Source organism: Streptomyces sp. NPDC036984, assembly GCF_055607665.1.
Genome location: NZ_JBVJRL010000002.1, coordinates 627562 through 641987 on the forward strand (window position 1 = coordinate 627562; position 14426 = coordinate 641987).

Consider the following 14426-nt stretch of genomic DNA (forward strand, 5'->3'; position numbering starts at 1 on the left):
TGTGGGGCGTTTCACAGTACGACACAGTGGAGTGACCTGGTGGGGAGTCGTCGCGGCCCGCTCAAGAGTGCGGTACCGTCCAACGTCGTGAGCCCTGTACGTCGCTGTTCGCGCACCGCCTGCGGCCGACCCGCCGTCGCGACGCTGACGTACGTCTACGCCGACTCGACCGCGGTCCTCGGCCCGCTCGCCACCTACGCCGAACCCCACTGCTACGACCTGTGCGCCGAGCACTCCGAGCGCCTCACCGCCCCGCGCGGCTGGGAGGTCGTACGCCTCCTCGACAGCTCTGCCCCCGCGCGGCCCAGTGGGGACGATCTGGAAGCGCTTGCCAACGCCGTACGCGAGGCGGCCCGCCCGCAGCAGCGCGCGGCCGAGGCGGGCGGCGGCGGTCCCCGCACCGCGGACCCCATGGAGGTCGCCCGCCGGGGCCACCTCAGGGTCCTGCGCTCCCCGGACAACTGAGCGCCACCACCGAGCGCCACCCCACGCCACCCCCGCCAGGCGTGACGGTCCGCCCCGTCCCGGCGTTACGGGTGGGGGTCCACCGAGCGTCCACCCGGTGTCCGCGCACCCCGCCCGTCCTCCCGACGGGTAGTTTGTGGGCACCCCATAGGACTTTCAGGAGGGTTGGCCGTGGCTGCTGATCTGTCGCAGATCGTGAAGGCGTACGACGTGCGCGGAGTGGTCCCGGACCAGTGGGACGCGTCACTGGCCGGACTCTTCGGTGCCGCCTTCGCGGAGGTGACGGGAGCGGCGGCCATCGTCGTCGGCCACGACATGCGGCCCTCGTCCCCCGGCCTCTCCCGCGCCTTCGCGCGCGGCGCGGCGGACCGCGGCGTGGACGTCACCGAGATCGGCCTGTGCTCCACGGACCAGCTGTACTACGCCTCGGGCGCACTGAACCTCCCGGGCGCGATGTTCACGGCCTCCCACAACCCGGCCCAGTACAACGGCATCAAGCTGTGCCGCGCGGGCGCCGCCCCGGTCGGCCAGGACACGGGCCTCACGCAGATCCGCGAGCTGGCCGAGCGCTGGCTGGCAGAAGGCGCCCCGGAGCCCGTGGCCCGGCCGGGAACCCTCTCCTCGCGCGAGACGTTGGAGGATTACGCGGCGCACCTGCGCTCCCTGGTCGACCTGACCGCCATCCGCCCGCTGAAGGTCGTGGTCGACGCCGGCAACGGCATGGGCGGCCACACGGTCCCCTCGGTGTTCGCCGGCCTGCCCCTGAGCCTCGTCCCGATGTACTTCGAACTGGACGGCACCTTCCCGAACCACGAGGCCAACCCGCTGGACCCGGCCAACCTCGTCGACCTCCAGAAGCGGGTTCCGGCGGAGGGCGCCGACCTCGGCATCGCCTTCGACGGCGACGCCGACCGCTGCTTCGTCGTGGACGAGAACGGCGACCCGGTCTCCCCGTCCGCGATCACCGCGCTGGTCGCCGCCCGGGAGCTGGCCCGCAACGGCGGCAAGGGCACGGTCATCCACAACCTGATCACGTCCCGCACGGTCCCCGAGGTCGTACGGGAGCACGGCGGCACCCCGGCCCGGACCCGGGTCGGCCACTCCTTCATCAAGGCCGAGATGGCCCGCACCGGTGCCATCTTCGGCGGCGAGCACTCGGCCCACTACTACTTCAAGGACTTCTGGAACGCCGACACGGGCATGCTGGCCGCCCTGCACGTCCTCGCGGCCCTCGGCGGCCAGGAGGGCCCGCTGTCCGGCCTGGTCGCCCAGTACGACCGCTACACCGGCTCCGGCGAGATCAACTCCACCGTGGCCGACCAGTCCGCCCGCCTCGCCGCGATCCGCACCGCCTACGAGGGCCGCGCCGACGTCACCCTCGACGACCTCGACGGCCTCACGGTCGCAGCGGCCGACTGGTGGTTCAACGTCCGCCCGTCCAACACCGAGCCCCTGCTCCGCCTGAACGCGGAGGCGAAGGACGAGGCGACGATGACGAAGATCAGGGACGAGGCGCTGGCGATCATCAGAGGCTGAGCGCCCTGCCCATCAGCGGTAACCTGACCAGGCACATCCACAGACGCATACCCGCCCTCTGAAGGGACACCCCATGCCGCTCGAAGCCGGCCTCCTGGAGATCCTCGCCTGCCCGGCCTGCCATGCTCCCCTGAAGGAGCAGGAGTCCGAGCTGATCTGCACGGGTCAGGACTGCGGCCTCGCCTACCCGGTCCGCGACGGCATCCCGGTCCTGCTGGTCGACGAGGCCCGCCGCCCCGAGTGACAGGGCCCTTCCCCGCGTAGCACCCCAGGACCCCGGCGACCGGAGGCTGCCGCCCATGCTGGACGAATCGCTGCTCGATACCCCGGAGGGCCTCGCCGAGGCCGACCACCGGGGGCTGCTGCGCGGTGCGGCGGAGGCCGGCGCCCGCGTGCGCACCGCCGCCCGGCACGCCGCCGAGGCCGGCGTCGGCGAGCTCAAACCCGACGGCCGCCCACGCGCTGTCCTCATCGCCGGACCGGGCGCCGCCGCCACCCACACCGCCGACCTCCTCGGCACCCTGGCCGGCCCCGGCAGCCCCGTCGTCCGGCTGGCCCCCTCCGGCGTCGCCCCGGCCGCGGGCGCCTTGCGCTGGGAGCTGCCGGGCTGGGCCGGGTCCGTCGATCTGCTGCTGATCGCCACCCCGGACGGCACCGAGCCGAGCCTCTCCCTCCTCGCCGACCAGGCCTACCGCCGCGGCTGCTCGGTCGTCGCCGTGGCCCCGCCGCGCACCCCGCTCGCCGAGGCGGTCGAGGGCGCGCACGGCCTGTTCGTACCGATGGCGACGGCACCGTACGACCAGGAGGAACCGCTCGCCGCGTCCTCCCCGGGCGTCTTCTGGGCCCTGCTGAGCCCCCTGCTGGCGCTCCTGGACCGGATCGGCCTGATCGCCGCCCCACCGAACGCCCTGGAGAAGATCGCCGACCGTCTGGACCACATCGCGGAGCGCTGCGGCCCGGCCATCGCGACCTACAGCAACTCGGCCAAGACCCTCGCCGCCGAACTCGCCGACGCGCTCCCCGTGGTGTGGACGGAGGGCACCTCGGCTGGCCCGGCGGGCCGCCGCTTCGCCGCCGCGCTCGCCGAACTCGCCGGCCGCCCCGCCCTCGTCGCCGAACTGCCCGAGGCGCTCGCCGCGCACAGCGCCCTGCTGGCCGGCCCGCTCGCCGCCAGCGCAAACCCGGACGACTTCTTCCGTGACCGCGTGGAGGAGCCGCCCGCGCTGCACGCGCGCGTGGTGCTTCTCCGTGACCGCCCGAGCGGCGGTCTCACCGCCGCCCCCGCCGCCCGTGACCTGGCCCTCAGCCACGACACGCCGATCAGCGAACTCGAACCGGAGGAGGGCGGCGAGCTGGAGACCCTCGCGGAACTGATCGCCGTCACGGATTTCGCCGCCGTTTACCTGGCGCTCGCTTCGGGGGCCTGATCTGGCTCCTGGCCGACCGCTCGCGCCCACCAGGGGCGCGAGAAGAAGTGGCATCGCCGGCCGAGCAGCGTACGTACGGAGACAGAGAAGACACATGGACCGCCTCGACAACACCGTCCGCCCCTACGCCTGGGGTTCCCCCACCGCCATCCCGCACCTCCTCGGCGTCGAGCCGACCGGCGAACCCCAGGCGGAGATGTGGATGGGCGCCCACCCGGGCGCCCCGTCGCGCACCGCGCGCGGCACCCTCGTCGAGGTCATCGAGGCCGCTCCGGAGCGGGAACTGGGCGCCCGCGCGGTCTCCAGGTTCGGCCCGCACCTGCCGTTCCTGCTCAAGATCCTCGCCGCCGGCGCACCCCTCTCCCTCCAGGTGCACCCCGACCTGAGGCAGGCCAAGGAGGGCTACGCCGACGAGGAGCGGCGCGGCATCCCCGTCGGCGCCCCGCACCGCAACTACAAGGACGCCAACCACAAGCCCGAGCTGATCTGCGCGCTCACCGAGTTCGACGGCCTGTGCGGCTTCCGTGCCCCCGACCGGACCGCCGAGCTCCTCGACGGGCTCGGCGTCGACTCCCTGAAGCCGTACGTCGACCTGCTGCACGCCCACCCCGAGGACGCGGCCCTGCGTGAGGTCGTCACCGCCCTCCTCGGCGCCGACCCGGAGGAGATGGCCCACACGGTCGCCGAGGCCACCGCCGCGTGCACCCGCCTCGGCGGCGCCTACGCCCCCTACGCCGACATCGCCCACCACTACCCGGGCGACCCCGGCGTCATCGCGGCCATGCTGCTCAACCACGTCCGGCTCCAGCCCGGCGAGGCCCTGTTCCTCGGCGCCGGCATCCCGCACGCCTACCTCAGCGGCCTCGGCGTCGAGATCATGGCCAACTCCGACAACGTCCTGCGCTGCGGCCTCACCCCCAAGCACGTCGACGTCCCCGAACTGCTGCGGATCGTCCGCTTCGAACCGAGCGACCCGGGCGTGCTGCGCCCGGAGGCCTCTCCGGACGGCGAGGAGGTCTACGAGACGCCGATCGACGAGTTCCGGCTCTCCCGGTTCGTCCTCCCCGAGGGGGGCAGCGTCCACGACGTCACCCGGGACACCCCGCAGATCCTGCTCTGCACGGCCGGCTCCGTGCGGGCGGGCGAGCACCAGCTGCGCCCCGGTCAGTCGGTCTTCGTCCCGGCCGGCGAGAAGGCGGAGATCTCGGGCGCGGGCACGGTCTTCCGCGCCACGGTGATCGTCTGACCGACCAGGCTGTGGACGGCCGGCCGATCATATGACCGGGGTTGTGGATACCTGACGCACCGATACCCGGCCGGGCTGCAAGAATGGCCCACCGGCAAAGGCCGGGCAAAGCCGGGTACACGCCCGGACGGACGGACGAGCGCGACAGAGGCGAAGGGACAACGCGGACACATGAGCGCGTCAGGCGGTACCAAGGCGATCGTGGCGGCACTCGGCGCCAATCTCGCGATCGCGGCATCGAAGTTCGTGGCGTTCGCGTTCAGCGGCTCCTCCTCGATGCTCGCCGAGGGCGTCCACTCGCTCGCCGACTCCGGCAACCAGTTCCTGCTGCTGGTCGGCGGCAAGAAGGCACAGCGCGAGGCGACCCCGCAACACCCCTTCGGCTACGGCCGCGAGCGGTTCATCTACGCCTTCCTGGTCTCCATCGTCCTGTTCTCGGTCGGCGGCATGTTCGCGATCTACGAGGGCTACGAGAAGATCAGCCACCCGCACGACGTGGAGCACTGGTACTGGCCGGTCGGCGTTCTCATCTTCGCGATCATCGCCGAGGGCTTCTCCTTCCGCACGGCCATCAAGGAGTCCAACGAACTGCGCGGCAAGCTCTCCTGGAAGGAGTTCATCCGCCGCGCCAAGGCGCCCGAACTGCCCGTCGTCCTCCTGGAGGACTTCGGCGCGCTCATCGGCCTGGTGCTCGCCCTCGGCGGTGTCGGCCTGGCCCTGCTCACCGGCGACGGCGTCTGGGACGGCATCGGCACCGTCTGCATCGGTGTCCTGCTCGTCCTCATCGCCCTGGTGCTGGCCGCCGAGACCAAGTCGCTGCTGCTCGGCGAGGCCGCGGGCCTGGAGGACGTCAAGAAGATCGAGGCCGCGATCGTCGACGGGGAGACGGTCACCGGCATCATCCACATGCGCACGCTGCACCTCGGCCCCGAGGAGCTGCTGGTCGCCGCCAAGATCGCCGTCCAGCACGACGACACGGCCACCGAGGTCGCGAACGCCATCAACGCCGCCGAGGCCCGTATCCGCGCCGCCGTCCCCATCGCCCGCGTCATCTACCTGGAACCCGACATCTACAGCGAGACCGAGGCCGCCAAGGGCCCGGACCCGGAGGCCACCCCGGGCGGCCCGACCCCGCACCCCGCCGGTCACTGACCTCCGCCACTGCGGCTGCGGTCAGACCGGCTGCACGGGCCAGGGCGCCGGCGGCACCGCCGGCGTCTTCCGCCGCCGTACCACCAGGAAGCCGATCCCCAGCCCGACGCCGGTGAGGACCAGCACCCCGCCGACGAGCAGGGCCGTACCCAGTAGCGCCGGGCCCGTACGGTCGTCCGTCACCCGTCCCTGCACGGCGTCCACGGGGACGGTCCCGCCGTGATCGTCGGCGAAGAAGCGTGAGTCCATCGAGTTGGACCGGTGGTCGCCCATCAGGAACAGCCGGCCCTTCGGCACCGTCACGTCGTAGGGCCGGTGCACCCCGTCGGCGTCGCCGTCGTAGACGTACGGCTCCCTGACCGGCTTGCCGTTCACGGTGACCCGCTCCTCGGTGCCGACGGCCGTGCAGCAGGCCACCCGGTCTCCGCCCACGCCGATCACCCGCTGCATGAGCACACCGCCGGCCCGGTAGCGCCCCGGCATCGAGAACATCACGACGTCACCGCGTCGTACTTCGCTCCCGTCCACCCGCTCCCAGACGATCCGCTCACCCCGCTGGTACGTCGGCTCCATGCTCTGGCTGGGCAGGGTGCCCGTGCCGTACGCGCCGCGTCCGTACAGATAGGTGCCGCCGGCCAGCAGAACCCCCAGCAGCCCCACCACGAGCGCCGCGATCCCGAGCCCGCGCCCTCTGCGTGCCATGTCCCACCCTCCCCACGCGGCCCGTCCGCGGCGCGGAGCATAGCGGCTTTCTGCGAACGCTCCACGGCCGCTTCTCCGGGAAGCGCATTACGTGAACTCCGCCGGAGGGCGAAGCGAGTGCGGGCAACTCGGGCAGGACCCGCACTCTTCGGTCCCGAAGCGAGGCGCGTGCGGGCCAGTCGGGCGGGACCCGCACTCCGCGGCCTCAGCGCGCCCGTCTCACCCGACCTCCCCGAGCACGTCCAGCAGCGCCCGCTCGTCCTGCGCCGCGAGCAGCCGTTCCCGGAACCCGGCGTCCATCAGCTTGCGGGACAACATCGCGAGGATTCGCAGGTGCTCGTCGCCCGCGGCTGCCTCCGGTACGGCGATCATGAAGATCAGCCGGGCCTTCGTACCGTCCAGCGACCCCCACTCGACGCCCTCCGCCGACCGGGCGAAACCGACGACCGGCGCCGTCACCGCGTCCGTCTTGGCGTGCGGGATCGCGATCTCCTCGCCGAGCCCGGTGGTGCCCTGCTCCTCACGCCGCAGCGCGGTCGCCACCAGCTCCGCCACATCGGCCACCCGGCCGCTGCGCGCCAGCAACTCCGCCATCTCCCGGATCGCGGCCTCCTTCTCCGCCGCCCCGAGCGCGACCCGCACGGTCCGCTCGGTCAGATACCCGGACAGCACCTCGGGCACGGCCGCGACCTCGGGAACCTGGGCGGCCTCAGGCACAGCCGCGACCTCGGACACAACCGCGACCTCGGGCCCCGCGGCGGCGTCGGGGACAGCCGTGGCCTCCGGCCCCGCGGCGGACTCGGCGGTCGCACTCCGCCCTCCCGATCCGCGCGCCGCCGCGGCCTCGACGGCAGCCTCCGCTTCGACGGCAGCCTGTGCCTTGTCGGCGGCCTCCGCCTCGCTGGTGGGCGCACCGTCCGGCGAAGGCTCCCGTCCCGCCTGCCCGGGTACGGCCACCCCGGCATCCGCGCCGGCCGGGACCGGCCCGGCCGCACCCGGTGCCTCCCCGGTGGCCTCGGCCTGCCTTTGCCGCCCGCTCACGTCGACCAGCGTCACCGTCGTGAGTGCCGTCGCCACCGTGCCGATCGCCACGGCCACGAAGAACATCGGCACCCCGCTCACCGCGCCCAGCACCGCCACGATCGGCCCGCCGTGCGGCACCGCGTCCTTCACCCCGGCCAGTCCCGCGACCGCGCCGGCCACCGCGCCGCCCAGCATGTTCGCCGGAATCACCTGCGCCGGCCGGGCCGCCGCGAACGGGATGGCGCCCTCGGAAATACCGAAGCAGCCCATGAACAGGGCCGCGAGACCCGTCTCCCGTTCCTGCTCGGTGTAGAGCCGCCGGCGGATCAGCGTGGCCAGGCCCTGTCCGAGCGGCATCACCGGGATCGCCGCCGCGCACATGCCCATCACCGTCTGGTTGCCGCTCGCGATGAGCCCCGCGCCGAACAGGAACGCCGTCTTGTTGACCGGCCCGCCCATGTCGAAAGCGATCATCAGGCCGAGGAGCGCCCCGAGGAGTACGGCGCTGGTGCCGGTCATCCCGCCGAGCCGGCTGGTCAGGTGTTCGAACACCCAGGAGATCGGCTTGCCGATGACGTAGACGAAGAACAGCCCGAGCGCCGTCGTCGCCACGATCGGGATCACGATGATCGGCATGATCGGTTGCACGAACCTCGGCACCCGGACCTTCTTGATCCACAGCACCAGATACCCGGCGAGGAAGCCGGTCACGATCGCCCCGATGAAGCCCGCGCCGGCCTTGGAGCCGTACAGCGCCCCGGTGTTGGCGATCCAGCCGCCGATCATGCCCGGAACCAGCGCGGGCCGGTCGGCGATGGCATAGGCGATGTAACCGGACAGGATCGGGATCATCAGCTGGAAGCCGATCCCGCCGATCGCGTTGACGTGCGCCCAGAAGGTGCCGTCCGGGATCACATAGCCCTTGGCGGTGGCATGGCCGCCGAGCGCCAGCGAGACCGCGATCAGGAGCCCGCCGACGACGACGAACGGGATCATGTACGACACGCCGTTCATCAGCGCCTTGTACACCGGCCCGCGCTCCCGGCCACCGCCCGCGCCCCTCGTCGACCCCTGCCCGGGACCGGCCTGGGGAGCGCCGTGCACGGGCGCCGACCGCACCCGCTCGAGCAACTTCTCGGGGTGGCGGATGCCCTCGGCGACCCCGACCGTGAGCACGCGCTTGCCGGTGAAGCGGCTCAGGTCGACGTCCTTGTCGGCGGCGACGATGATGCCGTCCGCATCTCTGACATCGTTGTCAGCAAGTACATTTTCAGCCCCGATCGATCCTTGCGTCTCCACCTTCAGCTCGATGCCCCGGCTCGCCGCGGCCTGCGCGAGCTTCTCAGCCGCCATGTACGTGTGTGCGATGCCGGTCGGGCAGGCGGTCACAGCCAGCAGCTTCAACGGTTGCCGCTCGTCATCGCGGCCACCCGTCACGGGTGGCCCGGCCGGACTGGTCACGTCGCTCTCCTCACGCCTTCGTCGCGCGCGGCGCCGTCCCGGACGCCCCGCGAGCGGAACCGGAACATCCCGGTCCCCCTGCATCCTGCACCACCCCACTCCCGCCCCGGAGAGGTAAAAGTCCCAGTTCAAACCGGTATGTCGGCGCCGGTTCCACGGTTTCCGCACAACCCCGACCCTGCGCGCCCGCCCCCGAACCGATCGCCGAACGGCCCGAAGTATGCGCATGCGGACTGGGGTCGACCGGGTCCTCCGGTGTAGCTTGGGACGGAGCCAGACGTCGCTGCTGATGGCGGTCGGGCGGTCCCACGCGGATCGGCCGAGGGAGAGAGGGCCTCCGACGGACTGCGCTGCGCGTACGTGGGCATGCCTGTGTCCTCTTTTCGGGCACCCCTGTGTCCGCCGCCGCGCAGACCAGCCGTACCCACTTACCTCGACCCAACCCCGAGGAGCAGCTCGCAATGACGACTGTCGACAACCGACAGGACTTCAAGGTCGCCGATCTCTCGCTGGCCGAGTTCGGCCGCAAGGAGATCACCCTCGCCGAGCACGAGATGCCCGGCCTGATGGCGATCCGCAAGGAGTACGCCGAGGCGCAGCCCCTCGCCGGCGCCCGTGTCACCGGCTCGCTGCACATGACCGTGCAGACCGCCGTCCTCATCGAGACCCTGGTCGCCCTCGGCGCCCAGGTCCGCTGGGCCTCCTGCAACATCTTCTCCACCCAGGACCACGCCGCCGCCGCCATCGCCGTCGGCCCGAACGGCACGCCCGACAACCCCCAGGGCATCCCGGTCTTCGCCTGGAAGGGCGAGACCCTGGAGGAGTACTGGTGGTGCACCGAGCAGGCGCTGACCTGGCCGGACAGCCCCACCGGCGGCCCGAACATGATCCTGGACGACGGCGGCGACGCCACCCTCCTCGTCCACAAGGGCGTCGAGTACGAGAAGGCCGGCAAGGTCCCCTCCGTCGACACCGCCGAGTCCGACGAGCACCGCGTCATCCTCGAACTCCTGCACCGCACCATCACGGACGGCTCGCAGAAGTGGACCCAGCTGGCCTCCGAGATCCGCGGCGTGACCGAGGAGACCACCACCGGCGTCCACCGCCTGTACGAGATGCAGCGCGAGGGCTCCCTCCTCTTCCCGGCGATCAACGTCAACGACGCCGTCACCAAGTCGAAGTTCGACAACAAGTACGGTTGCCGCCACTCCCTGGTCGACGGCATCAACCGCGCCACCGATGTCCTGATCGGCGGCAAGACCGCCGTCGTCTGCGGCTACGGCGACGTGGGCAAGGGCTGCGCCGAGTCCCTGCGCGGCCAGGGCGCCCGCGTGATCATCACCGAGATCGACCCGATCTGCGCCCTCCAGGCGGCGATGGACGGCTACCAGGTCACCACCCTGGACGAGGTCGTCGAGACCGCCGACATCTTCATCACCACCACCGGCAACAAGGACATCATCCTTGCGTCGGACATGGCGAAGATGAAGCACCAGGCGATCGTCGGCAACATCGGCCACTTCGACAACGAGATCGACATGGCCGGCCTGGCCAAGATCCCGGGCATCGTCAAGGACGAGGTCAAGCCGCAGGTCCACACCTGGACCTTCCCCGACGGCAAGAAGATCATCGTGCTGTCCGAGGGCCGCCTGCTGAACCTGGGCAACGCCACCGGCCACCCGTCGTTCGTGATGTCCAACTCCTTCGCGGACCAGACCCTGGCCCAGATCGAGCTGTTCACCAAGCCCGACGAGTACCCGATCGGCGTCTACGTGCTGCCCAAGCACCTCGACGAGAGGGTCGCCCGCCTCCACCTGGACGCGCTGGGCGTCAAGCTCACCAAGCTGCGCCCGGAGCAGGCCGCGTACATCGGCGTGGAGGTCGACGGCCCCTTCAAGCCGGACCACTACCGCTACTGAGCCGGATCCCCATCCGGCCCGCCGGGGGGGTGCGCCGGTACACCGACGCACCCCTCCCGGCAGCAGGTCCTTCGAGGCAGGCCCCCGCACCCCCGTGCCGGGGGCCTGCCCTTTTGGCCCCCCGATGTGGCCCGCCGACCCATGGCTGTCGGCCGGACCAGCCCGTCAAGACCCAGGACCCCCATGCCCCGCGGCCGATATTCGCTCCACGATCCGCACGATCACACCCCCCTCGCCGAAGAGCACTTCCAGTGCGCCCCCGGCCCGTCCGGCTGGCGCTACGTCTCCCGGCTGACCGGTCCCGCCGGCGACGACCGCGGCTCGGTCGACCTCGCTCTGGACGACTTCGGCCGCCCCATCCGCCTCGAACTCCACGCGGGTGGCTGGCAGGTGCGCGGCGCCGCTCTCGACGGCGTCACCTGGGTCCGTACCGACCCCACCGGCACCCATGCCACCGAAGGCAATGTGCATGCCCACGCCTTCACCGGCACGTCCCCCGCGTTCCTCGTCGCCACCGCCCGGCTGCTGCGCCTCACCCCCTCGTCCGCCGCGACCCGCGTACGCCTCGTGGCTTTCACCGACCCGGTCCTCGCCCCCCGCACCGTGGACCAGTCCTGGGCTCTGGTGAACAGCGAAGCACACGCCACTGACAACGGCTCCTTGATCGTGGACGAATACCAGGTCACAGCCCTGGACACCGGCGAACAGCACGCCGTCCACATCGCCGGCGACGTCGTCCTGGCCGCACCCGGGATCGAGCTGGAGGACCTTCAGGCACCGCCGTCCCGCTTCGACTGAACGCACCGCCGCCGGCCGGGCCCGGTGCACCCGGCCCGACCGCATCCCTCTGCACGCCGACGGAGGGAAGCCATGCCGGCGGGCGGTGAGCTACGCCGGTGGCGCGAACCCGGTGGCCGGTCGGGCCGGACGGTCGGCCTGTGCCTCGTCCGGCAGCGGCGCGGGCGAGGGAGCGAAAGGGGCCTGCGGGTGCGGGGCCCGTTCCAGGGCCGGAGCGGGCTGGACGGAAGGCTGGGGCCACGCCGCGGGAGGCCGGTACGAGGCCGGCGGCTGCTGGGACGGCGCCGGAGGGTGTTGGTACGAAGCCGGGGACTGCTGGGGGAAGGTCGGAGCACCCGGCTGAGCCATCGGCTGTGCCAGGAGCTGCGGCATCGGCGGGGCGAAACCACCGCGGCCGAACGCCTGCCGGGCCTCACGGGACTGCCGCTCATGCACCACGGCCGCAAGGAAAAGGGCCGGAGGAAGATCCCGGGGCATCGGCGCACCGGTGTGCGCCGCGAGGTCGGCCGCCAGCCGCTGGGCCATACCCGCCGACACCTGCGGGTCGAGCTGCTGCATCCGGGTCAGGTACTGCCGGACCGCAAGCCACAGCCCATCCGGAACCGCCGACAGATCCAGCTCGGCGAACCGCCCCGCGAGCCACGGCGGCGGAGGCGGAACGAAACCGGTCCGCCCGGCGGGTATCCGCTCGCGCACGACCAGGGTGCCCGCGAACACGTCCCCGAGCCGCCGCCCCCGCGCCGAGACCAGCGAGGCGATACAGGCGACGACCCCGAACGTCATGAGGATCTCGACCACCCCGATCGCGCCGCGCACGAGCGCGTGCCGGAACCGGATCGGCCCACCGTCGTCCCGTACCACCCGCAGCCCGAAAGCCAGCTTCCCCAGTGAACGCCCGTGACTCAGCGTCTCCACCGCGATCGGCCCGCCGACCAGCACCAGCAGAAACGACGCGATGGACAGCGCCACCTGTGCGGCCTCGTCCAGCGACGCCGTGGACGCCACCAGCACGGTGACCACGACGATGTACGCGACCACGGACACCACCAGGTCGAGCAACACGGCCAGCGCCCTGCTCGGCAGCTTCGCGGGCCGCAGTTCGAGAGCCACCGCCTCGCCCGTCACCAGCTCACTCACGCCCGCCGTCCTTCCCTGGTCCGCCCCCTGCACCGCAAGTCTGCCAAGCTGTGGGCGCATCGCGTCGCGGTACGACAAGCTGACAACAATCGCGAGCATCCACGACGAGCCGTGCACGACCAGCCGAGGAGCAGGCAGACCCGATGGACCTGGACGTCTTCGTCTCCGTACACCGAGCCGAATGGGACCGGCTCGATGCGCTGCTCCGCCGCCGGCGCCGCCTCACGGGCGCCGAAGCAGACGAACTCGTCGCCCTCTACCAGCGCACCGCCACCCACCTGTCCCTCATCCAGTCCAGCGCTCCGGACCCGCAGCTGACAGGACGGCTCAGTCAACTCGTGGCACGCGCGCGCAGTGCCGTGGCAGGCAGCCGCCGCTCCTCGTGGCGTGACGTCGCGCGCTTCCTGACCCAGGGTTTCCCGGCCGCCGTCTACCGCTCCCGCCACTGGTGGGTTCCCACGGCGCTCGTCTCCACCGCCATAGCCATCCTCCTGGGGTGGTGGATCGGCACCCACCCCGAGGTGCAGTCGTCCATCGCGGCCCCCAGCCAGCTGCGCGAGCTGACCCGCCCCGGCGGCGAGTACGAGACCTACTACTCCAGCCACTCCGCTGCCGCCTTCGCCGCACAGGTGTGGACGAACAACGCTCAGGCGGCGGCGATGTGCCTGGTCCTGGGCGTCTTCCTGGGACTGCCCGTCCTCTGGATCCTCTTCGAGAACATGCTCAACCTGGGCGTCGGCTTCGGCCTCATGTCCTCGGCGGGCCGGCTCGACACCTTCCTCGGACTGGTCCTTCCGCACGGTCTGCTCGAACTGACCGCGGTCTTCGTCGCGGCCGGTACGGGCCTGCGCCTGGGCTGGACGTTGATCGACCCCGGCCCGCGCACCCGGCGCGCGGCTCTTGCGGAGGAGGGGCGAGCCGCCATCGGCATGGCGATCGGCCTCGCCCTGGTCCTGTTCGTCTCCGGCGCCATCGAAGGCTTCGTCACCCCCTCCGGCCTGCCCACCTGGGCTCGCATCGGCATCGGAGTCGTGGCCGAGCTGGCCTTTCTGGCGTACGTCTACGTCCTGGGCGGCCGCGCGGCTCGCGCCGGTGAGACGGGCGATCTCGAGGCCACGGACCGCAGCGCCTCCGTCCCCACCGCAGCCTGATGTGCGTTCGACCCCTGTGAGCTGCTAATCTCCTCTTCGCCCCGCAAGAGCCGTTGACACGGAGGGAGTGGGGAGGTAGATTCAAACAGTTGCGTGGAGCTGGACAGGCTCCGCGGCAGCCGATAGAATCTATGAGCTTCCTCAGAAGTCCTGAGTGACATTCCGAGAAGCATCCCCCGATTACTCAGAAATGAGCGGCCGGTTCGACCGGCCAAGAACTTCTGATAAAGTCGGAACCGCCGGAAAGGGAAACGCGAAAGCGAGAACCTGGAAAGCGCCGAGGAAATCGGATCGAGAAAAGATCTGATAAAGTCGGAAACGCAAGACCGAAGGGAAGCGCCCGGAGGAAAGCCCGAGAGGGTGAGTACAAAGGAAGCGACCGTTCCTTGAGAACTCAACAGCGTGCCAA

At 71.5% G+C, this 14426-nt stretch carries 12 protein-coding genes; 9 read left to right on the top strand and 3 right to left on the bottom strand.

Features of this window, described 5'->3' with window-relative positions:
- Nucleotides 1–39: 39 nt before the first annotated feature.
- From ACZ7DL_RS06845 to ACZ7DL_RS06870, 6 genes are all read left to right on the top strand, one after another.
- Nucleotides 40–465 carry a DUF3499 domain-containing protein gene (locus ACZ7DL_RS06845; RefSeq protein WP_470771947.1) on the top strand — a complete coding sequence of 142 codons (426 nt, stop codon included), beginning with the start codon at nt 40–42 and terminating at the stop codon, nt 463–465.
- 171 nt (nt 466–636) lie between these two features.
- Nucleotides 637–2001: a phosphomannomutase/phosphoglucomutase gene (locus ACZ7DL_RS06850; RefSeq protein ID WP_470771948.1), complete on the top strand. Its 1365-nt coding sequence runs from the start codon at nt 637–639 to the stop codon at nt 1999–2001.
- A 73-nt stretch (nt 2002–2074) separates the two neighbouring features.
- Nucleotides 2075–2245 carry a Trm112 family protein gene (locus tag ACZ7DL_RS06855; protein WP_470771950.1) on the top strand — a complete coding sequence of 57 codons (171 nt, stop codon included), beginning with the start codon at nt 2075–2077 and terminating at the stop codon, nt 2243–2245.
- A gap of 55 nt (nt 2246–2300) precedes the next feature.
- Entirely contained in the window at nt 2301–3428 is a 1128-nt protein-coding gene (locus tag ACZ7DL_RS06860) for an SIS domain-containing protein (RefSeq protein WP_470771952.1), read from the top strand.
- Between the two features lie 94 nt (nt 3429–3522).
- The gene (gene manA / locus ACZ7DL_RS06865) at nt 3523–4674 is read left to right on the top strand and encodes a mannose-6-phosphate isomerase, class I (RefSeq protein ID WP_470771954.1); all 1152 of its coding nucleotides are present in this window, start codon (nt 3523–3525) and stop codon (nt 4672–4674) included.
- Nucleotides 4675–4845: 171 nt separating this feature from the next.
- Nucleotides 4846–5826, top strand: coding sequence for a cation diffusion facilitator family transporter (locus ACZ7DL_RS06870; RefSeq protein WP_470771955.1), 981 nt, complete (start codon nt 4846–4848; stop codon nt 5824–5826).
- Nucleotides 5827–5847: 21 nt separating this feature from the next.
- Here ACZ7DL_RS06870 and lepB read toward each other — a convergent pair whose 3' ends face one another.
- Complete coding sequence (gene lepB, locus ACZ7DL_RS06875) at nt 5848–6399, bottom strand: signal peptidase I (RefSeq protein ID WP_470772007.1); 552 nt, start codon at nt 6397–6399, stop codon at nt 5848–5850.
- A gap of 348 nt (nt 6400–6747) precedes the next feature.
- A complete protein-coding gene (locus ACZ7DL_RS06880; RefSeq protein ID WP_470771957.1) occupies nt 6748–9012 on the bottom strand; it encodes a fructose-specific PTS transporter subunit EIIC in 2265 nt (754 codons plus the stop codon).
- Between the two features lie 461 nt (nt 9013–9473).
- On the opposite strand from ACZ7DL_RS06880, the gene ahcY reads away from it, so the two are divergent.
- Nucleotides 9474–10931 (top strand): adenosylhomocysteinase, encoded by a 1458-nt coding sequence (gene ahcY, locus ACZ7DL_RS06885; protein WP_470771958.1) that lies wholly within the window; start codon nt 9474–9476, stop codon nt 10929–10931.
- Nucleotides 10932–11114: 183 nt separating this feature from the next.
- The gene (locus ACZ7DL_RS06890; RefSeq protein WP_470771960.1) at nt 11115–11729 is read left to right on the top strand and encodes a hypothetical protein; all 615 of its coding nucleotides are present in this window, start codon (nt 11115–11117) and stop codon (nt 11727–11729) included.
- Between the two features lie 90 nt (nt 11730–11819).
- On the opposite strand, the gene ACZ7DL_RS06895 is transcribed toward ACZ7DL_RS06890, so the two are convergent.
- Nucleotides 11820–12866 carry an RDD family protein gene (locus tag ACZ7DL_RS06895; protein WP_470771962.1) on the bottom strand — a complete coding sequence of 349 codons (1047 nt, stop codon included), beginning with the start codon at nt 12864–12866 and terminating at the stop codon, nt 11820–11822.
- 143 nt (nt 12867–13009) lie between these two features.
- On the opposite strand from ACZ7DL_RS06895, the gene ACZ7DL_RS06900 reads away from it, so the two are divergent.
- Nucleotides 13010–14017, top strand: coding sequence for a stage II sporulation protein M (locus tag ACZ7DL_RS06900; protein ID WP_470771963.1), 1008 nt, complete (start codon nt 13010–13012; stop codon nt 14015–14017).
- Nucleotides 14018–14426: the final 409 nt, after the last annotated feature.

Bases quoted from the DNA above. Each gene is read 5' to 3' on its own strand.
- ACZ7DL_RS06855 (WP_470771950.1), top strand. From the start codon at position 2,075: ATGCCGCTCGAAGCCGGCCTCCTGGAGATCCTCGCCTGCCCGGCCTGC.
- ACZ7DL_RS06860 (WP_470771952.1), top strand. From the start codon at position 2,301: ATGCTGGACGAATCGCTGCTCGATACCCCGGAGGGCCTCGCCGAGGCC.
- manA (WP_470771954.1), top strand. From the start codon at position 3,523: ATGGACCGCCTCGACAACACCGTCCGCCCCTACGCCTGGGGTTCCCCC.
- ACZ7DL_RS06870 (WP_470771955.1), top strand. From the start codon at position 4,846: ATGAGCGCGTCAGGCGGTACCAAGGCGATCGTGGCGGCACTCGGCGCC.
- lepB (WP_470772007.1), bottom strand. From the start codon at position 6,399: ATGGAGCCGACGTACCAGCGGGGTGAGCGGATCGTCTGGGAGCGGGTG.
- ahcY (WP_470771958.1), top strand. From the start codon at position 9,474: ATGACGACTGTCGACAACCGACAGGACTTCAAGGTCGCCGATCTCTCG.
- ACZ7DL_RS06890 (WP_470771960.1), top strand. From the start codon at position 11,115: ATGCCCCGCGGCCGATATTCGCTCCACGATCCGCACGATCACACCCCC.
- ACZ7DL_RS06900 (WP_470771963.1), top strand. From the start codon at position 13,010: ATGGACCTGGACGTCTTCGTCTCCGTACACCGAGCCGAATGGGACCGG.